Origin of the sequence: Streptomyces sp. CBMA123, assembly GCF_014596465.1 — a bacterium.
GTDB lineage: Bacteria > Actinomycetota > Actinomycetes > Streptomycetales > Streptomycetaceae > Kitasatospora.
This window is the reverse complement of record NZ_MECK01000223.1, coordinates 35,589-54,683: the sequence shown is the minus strand read 5'-3', so window position 1 is coordinate 54,683 and position 19,095 is coordinate 35,589. Positions and strand designations below refer to the sequence as shown.

The following is a 19,095-nucleotide window of genomic DNA, read 5'->3' as shown; positions in this document are numbered from 1 at the left end:
TTTCGAAGCCCCAGTGCGGAGAGCGGTGTGAGACGCGGCACGACCACCGTGGAACAGGGGGCGGTTCATGTGATGGCGAGACCGACCGCACCACCGCTAAGGAGTGCGCCGTTGAACGCCCGTTCGGTCTTCGGAGCAGGGGCGGCGTCGTCAACATGACCGTATTGCCGCCCCTCGATGGTTTGTATCGGGATCGTTGCCCGTGCCTCTTCAAAAGGGCGCCTCGTTGGGGTTAGTCGGTCGAGCCGTGCCGTGCGGCGCCGCGAAGTTGCGATGGGGGCCCGATGCCGGGCAGGTTCAGGATCACCAGGCAGGAGTTCCAGATCGACGGAGCCTGGGACGGGCGAAGTCACGACGCGTTCCTGAGGCAGTTCAAGGCCGGCATCGGCGCGGGGTGCAGCACGGCGGCGGAGGCCGCCTTCGCGGCGCTGGGCGCATCGTCGCCTGTGCTGACCGGGGTGATCGTCGACCAGGTCGAGGCGATCCGGGACACCGTGGAGGTCGACTCCGGGACGTGGACCGTCACCCTGGACCTGGCCCGTCAGGAGGTCACCTTCCTCAACACTGGGACGGGGGAGATCGAGGTCCTCCCGGTGAAGTCGAACGGCGGGCAACGTAGCGCCGGCTCTTTCGCGTTGGAGTTGATGGGCATCCCCGCGGTGGAGACATCGCGCGGCTGCGTCACCATCGACAGCGTGATGGCGCTGCTGTACCTGAGGCAGGCGTACGCGGGTGTGCGGGCCTTCGGTGGCGCGACCGCCCAGGACATGGCTGTCACCATCGAGGTGGTCTTCGGGCTACTGGACGAGAAGGCAGCCAGGCTGAAAGCGGAGGCATCGTCCGCCGGGCGCCGAGCGACCCGGGCGGCGACAGACCTGCGCAAGGCGGAGGAGCAGCGGCTGGCCTATGGCCTCCCGACCGCCGCGGACCTGGATACGGCGGCAGCCACCCTGGCCAAACGGGCGGACGCGGCGGCGGCCGACGCACAGCGGCTCGCGGGTGAACTCGACCCACATCGAGCGGCGCTGACTGGCCGGGAGCAGACAGCCGCGCGGGCCCGTCAGCGCATGTCGCAGTGCGCGACGGACGCCGACCGCGCCCAGAAGGCACTCGGCCCCCTGCATGAGGCGAGGGGCCTGGCCCGCCAGACACTGCAGCGCGCGCAGGAACGCTGCCAGCCGATCACGCAGTGCCCGGAGTGCGAGCAGAGCCTCGACCAGCGAACCGGACCGGGGGAAGCCTGCCCGTTGTGCCGCCAGCCGGACCCCGGCCGCGCTGCCCGCCTGGAGCGGAGGGTCAGGGAACGCGAATCCGCCCAGAAGGCGGCTCACGGTGCGGACGACGCGCTGCAGGCGGGGAACACTGCAGTGGAGAAGGCCGTGGCAGTCCGACGCAAGGCCGAGGAGGACGTCAGCAACACGGCCGGCCAAGCGGAGGCGTACCGCCTCGCGGAGGTGGCACCACGCGAGGCGGCGCTGGCCCAGGCGATCGCTGCTGAACGCGAGGCGAAGGCCGAGTACGCCGCAGTGCTCGAACGCCGCAAGGAACTGGCGCGCATCGTCGAACTGCAGCGTGCGGCCGACCAGGCGGCGAAGCACGCGGACGACGCGCGGGCGGCCTGGGCCGAAGCGGAGGGCGACGCGCAGGAGCGCCGGAAGAGGACGGCTGCGGACCTGTCGCTGATCTTCGCCGAGAAGATGATGCAGATGGCCCCGGACAAGGTGCGCTCCGCCAGTCTCGACCCGAAGACGTTCACTCCGCGGGTGAACGGCCGCTCCCTTCGCCACGTGGCCCTTTCCGCTGGTCTGATCAGTATCGCGAACCTCGCCCTCCACCTGACGCTCCTGGAGGCCGCCAGCACCATGCCGGACGTACTCCTGCCGGCCATGCAGTGGCTGGACGCCCCGATCGACGGCGTGGGCGGCGGGCCGGAAGGCGAGCGCCTGGCTTCCGCGGTTCTGCAGGTGACCGCCGAGACGGCAGCCACTCACGGCGCCGGCGGCGCCCAGGTCATCCTCACGACGCCGCAGGATCTGCCCGTCGACGTCCCCGGCGCCGAGATCACCGAACTGAACAGCGAGAACCGCTTCATCCCGCACACCCGTCCCGACAACGACGAGACCGGAACCCTGCAGCATGTCCCTGCACAGTCCACCCACCGAGACTCCGACAGCCACGACCGCGCCGGGGCGCACTGACACCTCCGACACCAACGTCCAGACGCTCGGCATCGACGACTTCATGCTCGTCCACACCAGCGAACAGTGGATCGACCCGTACTTCGACGACGGCGTCGACCAATGGGAGGTGGGCATCTACACCAAGTGGGACGGCTGTCCCGACGCCCGTGTCGGCGGCATCCGGATCACGATGGTCGACACCACCGACTGCGCCAACCCGGTCGCCGCCCTCGACGAGATCAGCGAAGACCTGTTCAACGTCGCCAAGGCGTTGTACGACGAGGCCGAACCCGGCAGCCTGCGCAGCGACCTGGACGAGCAGCTGGCATTGCCCTACGGGAAGATCATCATCGTCGACGAGGTGAAGCTCGACAGGCGCCTGCGCGGGCACGGGCTCGGGGTCTTCCTCACCGGCATGGCGCTCAAGCACCTCAACCACGGCACAGGGCTCTTCGCCCTCTTCCCCGGGCCGTTGGAGCGTGACGACACTCCATACGAGCAGGCCGTCGAACGGCTGGGCAGGGCCTGGTCCCGGATCGGCTTCGAACCCTACCGGGACGGCACGTGGATCCTCGATCCCGGCCTTGTCACACTCCACCGCGCCATCCAGGACGAATACCAACGCCTCGCGGACCACAGCTGGTGCTTCACGTTCCAGTACAACCCCGACAACACCGGCAGCGACATCATCGACATCACGACCATCGGCGGACCCGCCGACCTGACCCTGCCTGAGGCGAACAGCGGCGGATGAGCACCGCCGGACAAGACGGCATGGTGCCTGCCCCCGTTAGATCCGAACAACTCCCTAGCAGGGCCCAGAACGGAGAGGACGCCGGGCTCGGGGCCTTGCCGGTGCCGGATCGCAGTTGCCAACTCACCGGGCCCGCAGGGCTACCTCGCACGCTCGGCACCGCCGATCGGCCAGGTGCGGCGGGTACCAAGGTGCTCCTGGGCGGGCGGGGCGGTAGTTGGCGTGCTCCATTGGGCCGGTGTCCAGTCCGCACAGAGTGCGCGGCAACGGGTCCTCGGGCACGTCGGGGTCCGAGCCTGCAGCGTGTACGGCCAGCACTACCGGCCCGACGTCGTCCGGGCCTGGTTCCTCGCCTTGCCCAAGCTCGAACAACACGATGATCGATCCCATGACGCCGAGCCTCGACCAGACCGAGGCGGGCCACACCTCGGGGATACGCTGTCCGGCCGCCATGGACGGGGTCTGCCGGTCGGGAATTGGGCCGATCGGGTGGAAGGCAGCCGGGCGGCTTGCTCCCGCAGGTTCCACTCCGACAATCTTTGTCCAGGTCTTGCGGGAGATCCCTTCGCCCCACCGGAACCGACCACTCGGTGAACCGCGGCGAACCAAGCCGGTCAGGCAGCCCGCGCCCACCCCTCAGCACTCGCTGCACCAACACCCCGTTGTCGTGCTCCGAGGTCGGCGGCAGCACGGGAACAGGACCCTCATGCGCTCGCGCGCCAACCGCCGACTCCTCTGCCGGTACACCGGCGACTCGGCCTGGTACTTCGCCCGAAGCGGCCAGGACGCCCGCGCCGGGATCCGGGCCGCCGGCGACGACCAAGCCCTCATCGAGCACCACTTCCTCACCAAGTTCAGCGGCGGTTTCGCCTACGCGGCCCACCCGGTTGCCATCCGTGCCACCCGTGTCCTGGACGATCGCACCGACGTCCTCCTCGACGACCACGCGTACACCAGCCGCCCTGACCACCCCTACGACGTCGCCGACCATGCGATCAGGAGCATCCTGCCTTCCGGCACCAGCCCGCACCAGCTCCTCGGCGTCTGCGGACTACGGGTCGGACACATCGACGACCGGGGCCTGCACCTTCGCCTGCTCCAGGCCCCGACCGCACACCTCACCCTCACCGGCCCTCCGCCCAGCCGCTGGCGCCAACTTCTCGCCGACCTGCGGAACGACACGACCGAGGACGGGGTGCCGGTGCTGTGGGATCGTCCGCAACTCGCGGCGGTGGAGCGCGACTTCCGTAATCACCACGGTGAGTGGGACGACGAAGAGGCCGAGATGCGCTGGCTCACCAGCGGTCTCTTGCGCCGCATTGGGCTGTGGCACACCGTCTCCACGGCTTTCTGCAGTCGCTACTGGCAGCGCGGAGACCAGACCATGATCTGGGAACTGCGCCACGCCTACGGCGTCCGCCCGGCCCACGACGAACTCGCGGCGGCGTTCCGCAATCCGGTATGGGGGCAGCCGCTAACCATCTTGAAGTCACACTGCGACTGCCACCACCGCCGACCCGACCCGGGCAACCGACCACACCCGGACTTCGGGCGGCAGTGCCTGTTCGAGTTCCACCACCCCGACCACCCTGGCGTCATCCAGGTACGGTTCAACACCGAGGCCCCTCGGCTTGAGGACGAACCGAAGGTCCACGTCGCCCTGACGGCCGCCCGCGCGAACGCGGTCTGGCTGGAACGGGTGCTCCCGTCCCGCAGGTTCAGGGCCACCGGCTGAGCCAGCCCGCCCACCTGTCATGAGAGCGATGCCGACAGCCCCGGCTGCCCAGTCTCCTCCAGTTCGACGAAGCCGCCTTTGGTGACGGCCGGGACGGTAGGACGAGTACTAACGTCGGGCCGCGGAACCTTGCCCGCGCGAAGACCTCCCGCCGCATCGTTCCGTGCACCCCGTGGCCCGGCGTGGCGCTGACTGGTTGGCGCCCCGCCCGCCGTATTTGCAGATCCGGGGGCCCGTTAACCCCTGGCACCGTCCGCTGGGCTACGTGGCGGCGAGGGCGGCGCGAAGTGCAGCGTGGCCCTCCCGAGAGAAATCGTCATGGCCCGCGGCGGCAGCGGAGACGGCGATTGCGGCGGCGTCCCCAACCCCGCACCACCGGATGAGGCGTTGTTCCTCCTCCGTGGGCTGTCGGCCGTACCCGTCGTAGAAGGCGGCGGCGAGGTCGGACCGAGTGCGCAGGGTTCGCTGGGTGATGCGGAGGAAGTCCCGGCCGATGGCCTCGTAGCGGCTGGTCTCGAAGTCGATCACAGCGATCCTGAGCCGCCCGCGCTCGTCGGCGTCGACGAGGAGGTTGCGGGCGGTGAGGTCCAGGTGGGAGGGCTGGGACCTCTGCGGGGGCAGGCTCTCCAACTGGTCGATGGCCGCCAGGGCGAAGTCGAGTTCGTAGGGGGCAAGGGGGTGGGTCGGTCCGGTGAGCTGGGCGCGCAGGTAGGCGGCGCGCTGGCGGCCGAAGTCCGCGATCGTTTGCTGCGGGCCGGCTTCGTGAAGGCGGCGCAGAAGGCGACCGGTTTGCCGGTAGGCGTCCTGTTCCTGGGCGGTGGTGAGGACGGCGAGGTCGAGTCGGGTGCCGGGCAGCGCAGTCATGAGCAGCACGCGGGCGTCCTCGTCGGCGTCGATCAACTGCGGTGCGGATTCACCGAGGGCGGGCGTCCAGGTGCGCAGCGCGTGCAGCTCGCGGATGAAGCAGGCCGGGCTGCTGTTTGCCTTGACGATCAGGCGCTGGCCTCCGCTGCGGCGCAAGAGGCGGACGGTTGCGGTGGTGCCGGGCCAGCTGAGGTCGGTGACGACCTCGGCTGGCCCGGTGAGGCGCGCTATCGCCTCGGAGACGCTGCTGGTCACAGGGTGCCGATGATCTTCAACGCCTGGTCGGCGACCTGGCGGGGGGTGAAGTGGGTGGTGTCGATGACCTCGGCGTCGGCGGCGAGCCAACTGTCGTACGCCGCGGTGTAGATCGGCAGCTTCTTGCGGCGGAAGGCGCGGACCTTCTCGCTGCGCGCCTCGTCGTCGGGGAACTCGACGCTGGAGTCGATGCGGGCGCTGACGGTGTCCGGGTCAGCGTGGAGCAGGAGGTGCTGGAGCGGGACGCCGGCAGCCCGGACGGCCCCGTGGATCTCGGCGGCGTAGTCCTGGCGCAGCAGGGTCATCGGGATGATCACCGGGTGGCCGTCGTTCTCCTGGTGGCAGCGGAGAGCGACCTCGGCGACCAGGGGGCGCCAGGCCGGGATGTCCTGGAAGTCCTTGTACTTGCCGGGGAAGATCTGGCGCAGGAGGAAGCCGACCTCCTCGGCGTCGAAGAGGACGGCACCGGGCAGCTCCTGCTGCAGGGTGGTGGCGAGGGTCGTCTTGCCGCCGCCGAAGGGGCCGTTCAGCCAGATGATCACTTTGTCTCGCTTTCGTCGCTGGATGTTGGTGTTTGGGCCAACTGCGTTAGCTGGCCGGCGGTTACGACGCGCGGGTGCTCCTATCAGGGTTGCACCCGGCGGGCAGGACGGGCACACGCCGCTGGTGGAGGGCGAGGCGGAACCGGTCGGCGTGGACGAGCCAGAGCCGGTCGAGTTCGGGAACCAGGTCAGTGGGAACGTCGAGGTCGATGGACAGCGGTCCTTGCGCGAGGTCGGTGGTGGTGTGGGCGTAGCTGCCGGAGCGGCTGCTGCGTGGGCGCAAGTGGACAGCGAGCAGGCCGCGTTCGGGTCCGTCGAGGGTGAGGGTGAAGGGCTGGCCGGGGTGGACGGCGGCGGGGGCGTGGACGGTCAGCAGGGGCTGGCCGGCGGGGTGGCTGTGGGCGGGCCCGCAGCGCGGGCAGGTGACGGCGATGCGGTCGCAGGGGCCGAGCACGCTGGTGAGGTGCTCCGCGGTCAGCGGCATCGCGCAGTGCGGGCACGGCGGGGCCGGTGTCGTGTGGAGGGTTCGGTGGGTGGCCCGCAGGGCGGTGAGCTGGCGGCCGAACGCTCCGCCGCGGGTTCGGGTGAGCAGGGCGAGCGCCTGTTCGGCCCACTGGCCGGCGAGGCGTTCCAGCTCCTCCTGGTTGAGGCCCCGGGTCGGGGCGGCGCGCCGCAGGAGGGTCTGGGCACTGCTGCGCGCTTCGCCCATGGAGCGCAGGCACTGGTCGAGTCCCGGGTCGGAGCGGTGAGCGAGGGAGTCGCCGAGGGCTGCCTCGAACAGGGCGGCCTCGGTGGTGCGCTGCGTCCAGTCGGCCAGGGCCCGGTCCTGCTCGGGGGTGGGGGCGGCGGGTGGACGGGGGTGGCTGGTCCGGGGTGCGGGGGGCGCGGGGCGGTCGCTGTGCACGGGGTGGGGGTGGTGGTCGGGGTCGCCGAGGAGGATCGCGGCCCCTCCGGTGAGGCCGCGTTCGGCGGCGCGGCGGTTGGCGTCCATGGTGACGGTGCCGAGGTCGGCCCCGGTGTGGAGGAGGTCGGCGGCTGCATGGGGGTCTTCGGCGGTGGTGTCGGCGTCGCCGCGCACGAGACCGAAGACGGCGGCCGGGTGTCCGTCGACGGCATCCAGGGCGAGGTTCACCGTGGTGGGGTACTGCTCGTCGGGGCCGAGGCAGATCGCGTTGCAGATGTAGAGGCCAAGGATGTCGGCGTGCAGGTCGTGGGGGTGGTGGACGGTGGTGCCGCTGGACGGGGAGGTCTTGCACCGGCCGGGGGTGCAGCCGCCGGGGACGAGGTGGCCGGTGCGGGTGGTGCGTTCGGCGTCGCCAGGCAGGCCGCACAGGACGGCGGTGCCGAGGTGGGCGTGGGCGGCGGAGCCGTGCGCGTCGATCAGCAGGGTGCGCCACGGGGTTGTGATCGCGTCGGCGGTGGTGATCCGGGGCGCGCCGGGCCGGTGGAGGTGGCGGGAGCGGCCGGTAGTGCCGTCGATCAGCGCGGATACCCCGTCTGGGGTCGAGGGGGCGGCGAGGATCTTGGCGAGGAGGAACACAGCAGCGGGCGCGTCGCGTCCGGTGAGCAGGCCGAGGCGGGTGCCGCGACGGGTCCACGTGTCGTGGGCGGGCAGGAGGTCGGCGAGGGTCAGGTGGGCGGCGTCGGCGGTGAGCAGGACACTGCCGCCAGCCGGGCCGGGGTCGGCGAGGGCCTGGGTGAGGGTCGGGTAGTGGTGGTGGGGGCGGCCGAGCGCGGTGGCGGCGAGCCGGCCCAGGCGCGGGTCGTCGCCGGTGGACACGACGCGGGCGCACGCCCGGGCCGCGCGCGGGAGCGGTCCCGCGGCGGGCCCGTAGCGGGCGAGTACGGTGGCGATCCGCTCGTCGCGCTCCCGATCGCCGGTGGCCAGGAGGGGGACGATCGCGTCGGTGAGCAGGGCGTGGGCGTCATCGAGTCCGGTTGCCCAGGCGTAGCCGTCCGGCAGGCGTGCAGGGGCGTTCACCGCGTCTCCAGCCGGGTGGTCAGAGCGCGCAGGCGGTAGCGCACCGGCCCTCCCGCGAGCGGGAGGGTCTGGGCGAGTTCCTCGGCGGCGGCCATCCCGGCGGCGTGCTGCTCGGTGTCAGCCTGGTGCTGGTAGGGCCAGGCCCGGGCGGCGAGCGTGGCCAGGGCCTGGGCGGGGCTGCGGTGGTCGTCGTACTCGGCGAGGAGTGTGTCGGTGGTGGCCAGACCGTGGTCGGCGAGGTGGGTGGTGACGAGGTGGTCGGTGCCCTTGCCGGTGATCAGCGGAGCGGGCCGGCCCTGGAAGGCAGCCTTGCGGTAGGCGGCGTCCAGGTCGGCGGCCGGGTCGTCGCCGTGGGCGTGCAGGAGCAGGCGCACGAGCACACCGCCGGGGCGCAGCACTCGCAGGGCCTGGTCGGTGGCGGCGAGCGGGTCGTCGGTGAACAGCAGCGCCTCGTGCTCGACGACCGCGTCGGCGCTGGCGTCCGGCAACGGGATGGCGAGGGCTGTCCCGAGGAACAGCCGCACTCCGGACAGGTTCCTGGCCGCCAGGAGGGCGGCCATGTCCGGGGACGGTTCGAGTGCGGTGTAGGTCGCGGGCCCGGAGGCTAGGCGGGCGGTGATGCGACCGGTGCCGGCGCCGAGTTCGAGGACGTCTCGTCCGGCGAGGTGGTCGGCGGCGAAGGCGCGCAGGGCGTCGGCGAGAGCCGGCGCGACCGGCCGGTGGTCGTCGTACGACGTCGCCAGGCCCGTGCCGTACAGCACGTCGGGCACGGGCGCGGTGAGGGTGGCGTCGAGGAGGGGGATGAGGTGGCGTTCGAGGTCGTGCCAGGGCCAGGCGGCTTCGGCGCCGAGCAGCAGGGCGGAGTTCTGGCGGAGGCGGCCGAGTAGGTGGAACAGGGCGGTCACCGAGCGGGCGAGCCCGGTGGGGGTGGTCGGGTCGGCTCGCAGGGAGGCGTTGAGCAGCGCGGTGGTGGCGTGGCCGAGGTAGCGAGTGATTGCGGCGTCGGGCCAGGGGCGCGGCTGGCGTCGTGCGAGCATCGCGGCGAGGCGGGTCAGGGCGCGGCGTGCGCCATCCAGGTGCAGCGCCGCGGACAGTCGGTCGCCGACGCCGTGGGCGTCTGCGGCGTGGGTGAGGGCGGCGGCGGCCTCCGTCAGCAGAGCGGTGGCGTGCCGGGCGGCCGAGGCCCGGGTGGCGGCAGTCCAGGGCGGCAGGTACTCGGCACCGGGCGGCGCCGGCTGCGGCATCCAGGCCCCCGGGTGCCCTGCCGCGTGGGCCGCCTCGGTGCCGGGCGGGACGAGCCGCCACTGCGTGAGCTGGCCGTTGTCGTCGCCGGAGGTCAGCGTGTGCTCGCCGGTGGGCTGCGCCCAGGCGGCGTCGCAGGTGGTGAGACGGGTGGCGACGGTGTCGGCGGGCAGGCCGGTGGCGAGGTAGCGGGTGCGCACGGTCCGGTGGTCGTCGTGCTCGGCGTGGCCGGGCGGCGGCGCGACGGCTTTGACCGGTTCGGGCGGGGCCGGGCGTCCGGGATCGTAGGGAAGGGCGACGCCGAGGTCGGTGAGGTGCCGCTCGAAGGCGTCGGCGCCGCCAGGCTCGCGGAAGTGGTGGGCGTGCAGCCCGACCGCGCGGGCCGCTGCGGTGTTGATGTCGGAGTCATCCGTGAAGGCGACCTGGCCGGCGGCCAGTCCCATGGTGGCGAGGGCGTGTTCGTAGGCGCGCGGGGACGGCTTGGTCAGGCCGGTGATGGCCGAGTTGAGGACGTGGTCGAAGAGATCGTCGAGCCGGTGGTGGGTGAGGTCGGCGGCGAGGATCGTGGTGTTGTTGGTGAGCACGGCTGTGGTCAGGTCGGCGGCGCGGGCGCGGCGCAGCAGGGCGACCATCGGCGCGTTGGGCTCGCCGCGGTCGGCGCTCCACAGGGCGAAGGCCCGCTCGGCCCGCTCGGCGCCGAGGCCATCGGCCATGCGCTCGCGGACCCCGGTGGTCCACTCCTCCCAGGTGAGCGCCCCGGCGTGGGCGGCGTCGCTGTGGCGGCTGGAGGTGTAGGCGCTGAGGGTGCGCGGCGGCAGGCCGAGTTCGGCTTCGGCCGCTGCCGCGCCCTGGCGGCGCCACAGGCGCACGACGCCGTCGAGGTCGACGAGGATGCCGCGGATGCGGGGCGGCTCGGCGGCGGGGCGGTTCATCGGCTCCTCCGGATGGTGTGCAGCAGGTGGGTCGCGGTGGGGTCGCCGGCGAACTGGGCGATGGTCAGGTCGGTGTCGTAGTGCTCGTTGAGGCGGGCGAGCAGGGCGAGGGCGCCCAGCGAGTCGCCGCCGGCCGCGTAGAAGTCGCCGCACTCCGGGGCGGGAGTGCCGGTGGCGTCGTGCCACCAGGTCGCCAGCGGCTCGGGCAGCACGGTGCCGGCCGCCTTTGGCGGGGTGTTGGGGTCGGGGGGTTCGGTGGCGAGGGCGTGGCGGTCGAGCTTGCCGGTGGCGGTGCGCGCGAGGTGGGGCCGGCAGGTGATGCGGGCGGGGACGGCGGCCGGCGGCAGGTGCTCGGCGAGGTGGCGGCGCAGCGCGGCCGGGGTGAGGCCGGTGGCCGTTTCGGCGTGGAGGGCGATCTGCTGCCGGTCGGGGTCGAGGACGACGCATGCCGCCTGGACATCTGGGTGGTCCAGGGCGCGGGCCTCGATCTCGCCGGGCTCCAGGCGCACGCCGTGGAGGTTGAGCTGGTGGTCCGTCCGGCCGAGGAATTCGAACTGGCCGTCCGGAAGACGGCGCACGCGGTCGCCGGTGCGGTAGGCACGCACCGGCCGGCTGGTGGCGGGGTCGGTGATGGTGAGGAACGCGGCAGCGCTCTCCGCGGGCCTGTGCAGGTAGCCGTCCGCGAGTCCGGTCCCGGCGAGGTGGAGTTCCCCAGCTTCGCCCTCCGGCACCGGCCGGCCCTCGGAGTCGAGGACGATCGGGACGACGCCGGGCAGGGGCCAGCCGATCGGGACTGGGCTGGCGTGCGGGTCGACGTCGGGCGCGAGGAACGCCTCGATCCCGGCCTCGGTGGGCCCGTAGGCGTTGGCGATCCGCCGACCGGGCGCGAACCAGGCGACGAGCGGGCGGGTGTGGAGGGCTTCGCCACCCAGAACGATCAGCCGCAGATCGGGCAGATCGCGGGCCGGGGCTCCGGTGGCGGCGAGCTGGCTCGGGGTGCACGTCAGCGCGGTGATTCGCTGCTCGGCGAGGAACCGTACGAGGGCGGGCCCGGGAGTGCGGGCAGCGGCCGGGGCTGTCACCAGGGTGGCGCCAGTGGCCAGGGCGCACAGCACCTCCCACAGCGCGGCGTCGAACGCCGGGGAGGTGAGTTGGGCGATCCGGTCGTCTGGGGTGAGGCCGGCGGCGGGCGGCATCTCCCGGGCACGCTCGGCGAGGGCGCGGTGGGAGAGGACGACGGGCTTGGGGGTGCCGGTGGAGCCGGAGGTGTGGAACAGGCACGCCGCCGCCTCGTCCGGAACGCGCGGCAGGTGGCAGGAGCTGCGGGCACTGGCGGCGATGGCGGGCAGAGCGGGCGCCCAGTGGGGGGCGGTGCCGTCTGGGGTGACCGCCGCGCGGGCCCGGCAGCCGTCCGCAAGACGGGCCAGGCGGGCGGGCGGGTGCCCGGCGTCGAACGGCACCGCGACCGCGCCGGCCCGCCACGCCCCGAGCAGCGCGGTCACCCAGTCGGTGCCGGGTGCCACGGCGAGCAGCAGCGGTCCACCCGCGCATCCGGCGTCCAGTAGCGCGGCGGCGAAGGCGCGGGTCTCGGCGTCCAAGTGCGCCCACGTCCAGGAGGTGCCGTCAGGGGTGGTGAGGGCCATGGCGTCGGGCCGGGTGCGGGCGGCAGCCCTGATCAGCCGGGTGAGGGTGCTCATCGTGCGGCCCCCACCCGGTTGAGTTCGTGACGGGCGGTGCGCAGCAGGTCCAGGGTGTGGACGAGGTCGTGGTGGGGGACGGACAGGTTGACGCGGATGCGCGGCTCGCCGGGGTAGAGGGCGTTCCAGGAGGCGAGGTTGCCGCCGAACAGCAAGCTGGGGTTGAGCTTGAGGTCGAAGCGCCGACCGACCGTGTTGACCCAGCCCACCAGGTCCTGCGAGGTGGGCAGGTCGACGTTCAGGCGCGGCAGGAGCGAGTACCCGGCGATGGGCCGCATGTCGTCGCTGACCTGCAGGAGGCCCATGCCGTGGTGGGTGAGCAGGCGGAACGCCTCGGCGAAGTGCCCGGCCATGCGGTCCAGGTGGTTGGTGATCGCCCGGCAGGTGGACTCGGTCGGGCACGTGGACACCCGATGGCGCCTGTACTGGGCGCGGACCCAGGCGTGGCGCCGGGTGAAGGTGCCCGGGGCGCTGTCGTGGGCGGCCTCGGCCATCAGCAGGACGGTGAGGTAGAGCAGGACGAGCTGGCCGGTCATCGGGTTGGCGCTGGCGGTGCGGTCGAACACGTCGTCGCGGCTGGCGGCGATCAGGGTGGTGTCGCCGCTGATGAGTAGTCCGGCCCGCAGGCCGGGCAGGGACAGGTCCTTGGACGGGGTCATCAGGACGGCGGTGTCGGTGAGTCGGCCGGCCAGTGCGGTGCGGGCGTGGTCGGCGACCAGGTGCCGCCTGCTGCTGTGCCCGCCGGCCTGGAAGACCAGGTCGACGAGGCGGAAGTCGGCTTGGACGGCGGGTGGGCGGAAGCCGGTGCCGGTGACGCCGTTGGGGAGGATCTCGACGACGGCGGTGTGACTAGCTCCGCCGCCGGACCAGTGGACGGCGCCGTCGCCGCGGTAGCGGCCGGCGACGGCCAGCGGGTGGCGGCGCGGTGTCTGCTCGAACGCGAAGTAGCACGGCGCGGGCAGGAGCATGGCGGTGTCGCACGCCGTCAGGTACCGGGAAACCAGGCCGATTCCCTCGCTCGCGCCCGCGCAGAACATCACCTGGTCCTCGTCGACGGCGACGCCGAGGTACTCGCTGGCGAGGGTGGCGGCGAGGGCACGGTCGTGTTCGTCGTGGACGGTGCCGTACTCGTGCATCCGCCCGTCGCGCAGGCACGCTTTCAGGACCTGCTGCAGGTGCCGGGAGGTCGCCGTCGAGATCGGGTAGAGGTTGTAGCCGTAGCCGATCTGCGCTGAGGAACGGGCCACCCCGTCGCGCAGATCGCGGTACACCGCGACGCACGAGGCGTCGGCCGCCAGCTCGGGTGCGGGCAGTGCCATCAGCTCGTCCCCCCTACCTCGCCGCCGAGCAGCGCGGTGACCTCGCCCAGGGCAGTGGTGGCCGCTTCGTCGGGGTGAACGGCGAACGGGAAACGCTCGCCGGTGCGCAGGACGGCGACGTCGGTGGCGATGTCGGCCGGCTCGCGGGCGCCGGTGAGGGCCTGGTCGATGAGTTGGGCGAGGAAGGGCATGTCCGCGGGTGCGAGGCCGCACCACACGGCTTCGGCCAGGCCCAGGCGCAGCGCCGGGTGGCCGAGCGGCAGGTCCTCCAGCCAGTTGACGCGGATTCCGGCCGCGTACAGGCGCTCGGCTGCGACCCGGGCGGCCAGGCGCGGGGTGGTGGTGACCCACAGCTGGTGGGTGTGGGTGTAGCCGATGTCCGCGCCGGCGACGTCCCAACCGGCCGAGGCGAGGTGCTTGCCGAGGGAGCGGGCGCAGGCGACGACGGTGTTCGCGTAGTCGCCGGCGCGGTCGGCGAAGGATGCGAGGGCCAGGCCCAGCGCTGCGACGGAGCCGAAGTGGTGGCTGGAGATCAGCTGCGGTTGCACCAGCTGCCACGAGGCCGCGATGCCGCTCCGGTTGGTGGCCAGGATGCCCTTCTGCGGGCCGGGGAAGGACTTGTGGGTGGACGCGGACAGACTGTCCGCGCCGCAGTCGAGCGGGTTCGGGACGGCGCCGCCGAGGACCAGGCCGAGCAGGTGGGAGATGTCGGCGTGCACCACGGTCCCGGGCGACGCCTCCTTCACAGTGTCGGTGATCGCGGCGATGTCGTAGGGCATGAGGGCGTGGCACTGGTCGATGTAGAACAGTGCCGGGCGCTTCGTGGCGCACAGCCCGGCGAGCTGCCCGAGGTCGAGGCGGTGCGGGTCGGGGCCGGTGACGGTCAGGACGTGCTGGCCGAGGCGGCGGGCGATGTCGGCGGTGGCGTAGTGCCCGCCCTGGCTCGGGGACAGGACCGCGACGGGTGCGCCGGCCGGGTAGCAGGCCAGCGTCATCTCCATGGCCTGCAGGCCGGACAGCGGCCTCACGTTGACGTGGGCGGAGCCGAGCATTCGCTGCAGCAGGGGGACGGTGAGGCCGGTCTCCAGCCACTGGGCTTCGCGGGCGCCCGGGAAGCGCCACTGGGCGCAGTCGGGGTCGGGGTGCTGGTCGAACATGTACCGGCTGGCGAGGTCCGCGATGAGCGGCAGCCGGGCGATGGGCCACATCGCGTTCTCGGCGGGCACCAGGTTGATCACCTGTCGGGCCGCGCGCTCGTGCCCGGCGAGGATGGAGAGGGCGGTGGTGAGCAACTGCGCACCGCTCGGGTCGTCGGTTTCGGGGTCGATGCCCAGGTCGAGGTTGGTGGTGAGGGTCATGCCGTGCTCCTGGCGTGAGGTGGTGGACGGGCGTCAGACAGTGGGGCGGGTGGTGAACAGGGCGCGCAGGAGCAGGCGCGGGGCGGCGGAGTTGTCGGTGAAGGGGGTGCGGCCGTGGCAGAGCTTGTCGTTGGCCAGGACCAGGGCCTGCCCGGCGGCGAGGGTGAAGGTGGTGCGGTGCCGGGAGCCGTCGTCAGCGGCGTCGGCCAGCGCGGCGAGGGCGCGGTCCAGGTGCTTCTGTCGGCCCGGGGCGGTGGGGTGGTAGGAGTCGGTGGCGGTGAGGCTGTAGCGGGTGATCAGGTCGCCGGACGGATCGCGGCCGAACGCCGGGCCGGCGGTGGACAGGCCGTCGACGAAGGTGGAGGTGCGCCGCAGCGCCCCGGGGTGGGTGAGCTGGGCAGCCGCTTCCGGGTCCACCGCCTGCAGCTCGGCGAAAGCCTGGACGGCGTTGAAGAGCTGGGTCTGGCCGCCCGAGCGGCCCGGGCGCACGCAGATCATGACCGTGGTGGCGACCTGGCCGAGGTGCTGGAGCGTGGCGTCGCAGTGGAACCTCTGACCTGCCCGGTTCTGGAAGGGGTGGGCCGGGTCGGCGGTGGCGGTGAGGCGGCTGACCGCGCCCTGGGTGTGGGTGCTGCCCCGGTACTGGGGCGGGCTGAATGCCGGGCCGAGCCCGAGTGCGTCGGCCAGCGCGGTGAGGTCGGCCTCGGCGGGGACGGTGCCCGGAACGTGGACGACGGCGTAGCCGCGGGTGCGGTAGCCCTCGGCGATCTGCTGGCGGGCGGCGGGCTCGGGGATGCCCCAGCTGCTGGCGACGGCGGGTTCGGCGGGGGCAGGGGCGAAGCCGGGAAGCTGGAGGGGTGCGGTGACGCGGGCCGGGGTGCGGCGGGTGATGGCGGGAGCGGGCACGGTGGCCTCCGGTCGGACGCGGGGTCAGATGATGGCGGGAGAGCTGGTGGTCAGCGCCGGGGTGTCGGCGAGCAGGCGGGCCACGGCGGCACGGTGGGCCGGATCGTCGCGGTCGGGTGCGGGTCGGCCCTCGGCGATCAGGTGCAGGAGCGGCTGCAGGTGGCGTTCGAGGTCGAAGCGGGGCGCGGCCAGGTCGAGCGCGGCGAGGTGGCCGGTGCGGGCGGGGCCGTCGTCGGTGGCGGCGAGCAGCGCGACGGCGAGCGCCTTCGGGTCGGCCGGGTCGGCGACGACGCCAATCCCGAGGGCGGCGACTGCCTCGCCCGTGGAGCCGTACGGGTCGGCGACGACCGGCAGCCGGTACAGGGCCGTGTCGCGAAGCCGCAGCCGGTGGCAGGTCTGGTTCTCTGCCGTGCGGCTTCCGGTGATCGCTAGGGCGCGGGCGCCGTTGAGCATCCGGTCGCGGTCGCGGTGCCTGAGCGGCCCTTCGGGCAGCTGCACCTGGCCTTCCAACTGCAGGGCGTGCACCTGGGCGCGGAAGGCGGGGCCGGGCTCGTATAGCAGGCGCAGCGTCAGCTCCCGTCCCAGGCCCCGCGCGTGGAGCAGTGCGGGCAGCAGCGGGGAGGGGTGGCAGTACTCCCACGCGCCGCCGCTCCACACGATGTCCACTGGCGGCCCGATGGGAGCTTCGGCGGTGGCCTGAGCGGAGTGCCGGTTGTAGCCGAGCGGCACCAGGCTGAGCAGATGGTCCAGGGCAGGACCGGCGCGGTGGTGGATGGCGGACAGGCGGCCGGTGGCCACCAGCGCGCCGAGGGTGGAAGCGCGTTCGGCCTCGGAACGCACCAGGAAGTGGTCGGCGAGCATCAGCTGCAGCCGCCAGCGCGCCACCGTGTCCGCGTACAGATCCTGTCCGTCCGGGCCAGCCAGCGCGTCGTAGTGCAGGTGCTCGATCGGCGGGGCGTTCTCCGCGACTAGGAGCAGGCCGGCGGCGTGGGCGGCGAGCAGCAGCCTTGTGTCGGGCAAGTCGGTGGTGACCAGCACCCGGTGCCCGGCGAGGAGTTCCCCCCACGACCGGGTGGTGACCGTGACGCCCTCGTGGGTGAAGCCGGAGGGGCGCGGGGCGGCGATGGTGACCCGGTGCCCGGCGTCGGCGAGGACCTGGGCCGACTCCCACAGGCGCAACCCGATGCCGCCGAGCCCGTCGTCGACCGGGTAGGGACCAGCGTGGAAGAGGACGGTCGTCACAGGACGCTCCCGGTGATCGCGGCAGCGAGGCTCGGCCAGGTGCCCAGGTCGGTGAATGGGCCGACGTCGAGCGTCGGCGCGCCGAGCAGCGGGGCGATGCCCTCGGGCCCGAACGGCTGGCGCAGCGTCGCGCGGTGCAGCACGTCGAGCACGGCGGGGCCGTGCCTGTGGGCGAAGGCGTAGGCGAACCAGACGGCGTTGAAGCGGTCGGCCTGGTCGAGACCCGGCTTGTCCGCGAAGTCCGCCACGTTCGGCCACGCCTGGTCGGCCACGGTCTCCAGGCGCAGCGCCCCATCGACGGCCAGCCGCTGGCGGTCGCTCTCGGCGGCGGTGAGGAACGCGGCCCGGTGCCCGGCGCGGACGAGGTCGAGGAGGTCGCCGACCGCGCTCGGGGCCGGTGCGTTGAGGATCTGGTCCGGCAGCAGGACGGCCGTGGCCGGGCCCCACCATGCGGCGCAGCTCAGCACCGCACCGGTCGACTCCGCCAGCTTCGCGTCCTGCGAGCAGAGCGCGAGCGGCAGGGCGAGGTCGGCGCAGCGTGCCGTCAGGTGGCGGGCGGTGGCCTCCCGGCCGGGGCCGAGCACGGCGACCAGGCGCAGCCGCTGGGCGTGCGGGGCGAGCAGGTCCAGCGTGTGGTCGAGGGCGACCCGGCCCGGCCCGGTGGGGACGAGTTCCTTCGGGATCGGCAGGCCGAGGCGGCTTCCGGTGCCGGCGCACGGCAGCACCACGGTGTCGCGTCCGCCGGTCACCGCGCACCTCCTGCGACGGCGTGGAGGGCGTCGGCGACGGTCCGGGCACCGGCCAGAGCGTCTTCCTCGTCGATGACCAGCGGCGGGGCGATCGTGAGGACCGGCCCGAACGAGCGCACCAGGACACCGGCCTGCTGGGCGAGCGTGGCCACGTCCTGCGCTGCCTCGATGGAGGCCGTCTCCACGCCGATCAGCAGTCCGCGGCCACGGACCTGCCGCACCACCGGGCAGCCGACCAGATCCTTCGACAAGTACGACTGGACGACCGAGCCGACAGCGGCGGCGCGAGCCGGCAGACCCTCGCCCTCGACGATGTCCAGGACCGCGAGCGCCGCCGCGCACGCCGTCGCGTGCCCGCCTGTGGTGTGCCCGTGCCGCAGCCCGCCCAAGTACGGATCGCCGGCGAACGCCTCGTAGACGCCTTCGTGGACCGTCACGGCGGCCAGCGGCGCGTACCCCCCGGCCAGGCCCTTTGAGGTGACCACGATGTCCGGGCTGGCGTCGGCGGCGAGGTCGTGCTGGAAGCCGAGCATGTGCCCGGTGCGGCCGATCCCGGTGGCGACCTCGTCGGCGATCAGCAGGATGCCGTGCCGGTCGCACAGTGCCCGCAGCTCGGCCAGGGTGCCGTCTGGCGGCACGATGACCCCGCCGACGCTCAGCACCGGCTCGACGACGATCGCCGCCACCCGGTGCGCGCCGATGGCGGCGATCTGGGCCTCCCACTCTCCGGCCCCGGGAATCCGGCACTCGTGCCCGCCCGCGCCGGTGGCGCAGCCCGTGCACCGAGGCGTGGCCAGGTGGAGGTAGCCGTCCGGCAGCGGCCCGGCGCCGTCGCGACGGAACGCCGCCCCGGTGGCGGCGATCCCGGCAGTGGTGGCGCCGTGGTACCCGTCCGCCCAGGACGCGACGACCGTCCGCTCCTGGTCGCTGCGGTTCCAGTGGAACATCCGGGCGATCTTGAGCGCGGCTTCGATGCCCTCGGACCCGGAGTTGCAGAAGAGGGTGCGGGACAGGGGCGGCGGGCAGACGGCGGCGATCCGCTCGGCGAGCAGCGCGGCCGGCTCGGTGGTCACCTCCGCCAGGTCCCACGTCATCAGCTGCCCGGCCTGGCGGCTGATCGCGTCGACGACGCGCCGCTCGCCGTAGCCGAGGATGGCGTTCAGGGTGCCGGCGCGCAGGTCGAGGTAGGTGCGGCCGGTGTCGTCGGTGACGCGGCAGCCCTCGCCGCTGGTCAGGACGAGTCGGGGAGCGTCGGCGCGGATCGGGCTCCACGGGTGCCACAGGTGGCTGGTGTCGGCGCGACGGACCGGGCTGGGCAGGGCGACGGACATGGGTGGAT

At 73.1% G+C, this 19,095-nt stretch carries 14 protein-coding genes; 3 read left to right on the top strand and 11 right to left on the bottom strand.

The annotated features are described in order from the left end of the window. Nucleotides 1-284: 284 nt before the first annotated feature. The 3 genes from BG452_RS23670 to BG452_RS23660 all read left to right on the top strand — a co-directional run bounded on the left by BG452_RS23670 (nt 285) and on the right by BG452_RS23660 (nt 4,669). On the top strand, nt 285-2,198 hold the full coding sequence (locus tag BG452_RS23670; RefSeq protein WP_188306364.1) for a hypothetical protein: 1,914 nt from the start codon (nt 285-287) through the stop codon (nt 2,196-2,198). Then, on the top strand, nt 2,137-2,934 hold the full coding sequence (locus BG452_RS23665; protein ID WP_188306363.1) for a hypothetical protein: 798 nt from the start codon (nt 2,137-2,139) through the stop codon (nt 2,932-2,934). Before BG452_RS23670 ends, BG452_RS23665 begins: the two co-directional genes overlap by 62 nt. Before the next feature lie 706 nt (nt 2,935-3,640). Next, on the top strand, nt 3,641-4,669 hold the full coding sequence (locus BG452_RS23660; RefSeq protein ID WP_188306362.1) for a hypothetical protein: 1,029 nt from the start codon (nt 3,641-3,643) through the stop codon (nt 4,667-4,669). A gap of 261 nt (nt 4,670-4,930) precedes the next feature. On the opposite strand, the gene BG452_RS23655 is transcribed toward BG452_RS23660, so the two are convergent. From BG452_RS23655 to BG452_RS23605, 11 genes are all read right to left on the bottom strand, one after another. Next, nucleotides 4,931-5,788: a phosphotransferase gene (locus BG452_RS23655; protein ID WP_188306361.1), complete on the bottom strand. Its 858-nt coding sequence runs from the start codon at nt 5,786-5,788 to the stop codon at nt 4,931-4,933. Further along, on the bottom strand, nt 5,785-6,330 hold the full coding sequence (locus tag BG452_RS23650) for an AAA family ATPase (protein ID WP_188306360.1): 546 nt from the start codon (nt 6,328-6,330) through the stop codon (nt 5,785-5,787). The genes BG452_RS23655 and BG452_RS23650 overlap by 4 nt, the downstream gene beginning before the upstream one ends. A 61-nt stretch (nt 6,331-6,391) precedes the next feature. Further along, nucleotides 6,392-8,311 carry a hypothetical protein gene (locus tag BG452_RS23645; RefSeq protein ID WP_188306359.1) on the bottom strand — a complete coding sequence of 640 codons (1,920 nt, stop codon included), beginning with the start codon at nt 8,309-8,311 and terminating at the stop codon, nt 6,392-6,394. After that, nucleotides 8,308-10,485 carry an HAD-IA family hydrolase gene (locus BG452_RS23640; protein ID WP_188306358.1) on the bottom strand — a complete coding sequence of 726 codons (2,178 nt, stop codon included), beginning with the start codon at nt 10,483-10,485 and terminating at the stop codon, nt 8,308-8,310. The genes BG452_RS23645 and BG452_RS23640 overlap by 4 nt, the downstream gene beginning before the upstream one ends. Continuing rightward, entirely contained in the window at nt 10,482-12,182 is a 1,701-nt protein-coding gene (locus BG452_RS23635) for an amino acid adenylation domain-containing protein (protein ID WP_188306357.1), read from the bottom strand. The genes BG452_RS23640 and BG452_RS23635 overlap by 4 nt, the downstream gene beginning before the upstream one ends. Continuing rightward, nucleotides 12,179-13,501 carry a hypothetical protein gene (locus BG452_RS23630; RefSeq protein ID WP_188306356.1) on the bottom strand — a complete coding sequence of 441 codons (1,323 nt, stop codon included), beginning with the start codon at nt 13,499-13,501 and terminating at the stop codon, nt 12,179-12,181. Before BG452_RS23630 ends, BG452_RS23635 begins: the two co-directional genes overlap by 4 nt. Next, entirely contained in the window at nt 13,501-14,859 is a 1,359-nt protein-coding gene (locus BG452_RS23625) for a hypothetical protein (RefSeq protein WP_223242637.1), read from the bottom strand. Before BG452_RS23625 ends, BG452_RS23630 begins: the two co-directional genes overlap by 1 nt. A 33-nt stretch (nt 14,860-14,892) precedes the next feature. Further along, nucleotides 14,893-15,765 (bottom strand): TauD/TfdA family dioxygenase, encoded by an 873-nt coding sequence (locus BG452_RS23620; RefSeq protein WP_317621191.1) that lies wholly within the window; start codon nt 15,763-15,765, stop codon nt 14,893-14,895. Between the two features lie 24 nt (nt 15,766-15,789). Further along, nucleotides 15,790-17,007: a hypothetical protein gene (locus tag BG452_RS45885; protein ID WP_223242636.1), complete on the bottom strand. Its 1,218-nt coding sequence runs from the start codon at nt 17,005-17,007 to the stop codon at nt 15,790-15,792. Further along, entirely contained in the window at nt 17,004-17,756 is a 753-nt protein-coding gene (locus BG452_RS23610) for a hypothetical protein (RefSeq protein ID WP_188306355.1), read from the bottom strand. The genes BG452_RS45885 and BG452_RS23610 overlap by 4 nt, the downstream gene beginning before the upstream one ends. Continuing rightward, the gene (locus BG452_RS23605) at nt 17,753-19,087 is read right to left on the bottom strand and encodes an aspartate aminotransferase family protein (RefSeq protein ID WP_188306354.1); all 1,335 of its coding nucleotides are present in this window, start codon (nt 19,085-19,087) and stop codon (nt 17,753-17,755) included. The genes BG452_RS23610 and BG452_RS23605 overlap by 4 nt, the downstream gene beginning before the upstream one ends. Between the last annotated feature and the right edge of the window lie 8 nt (nt 19,088-19,095).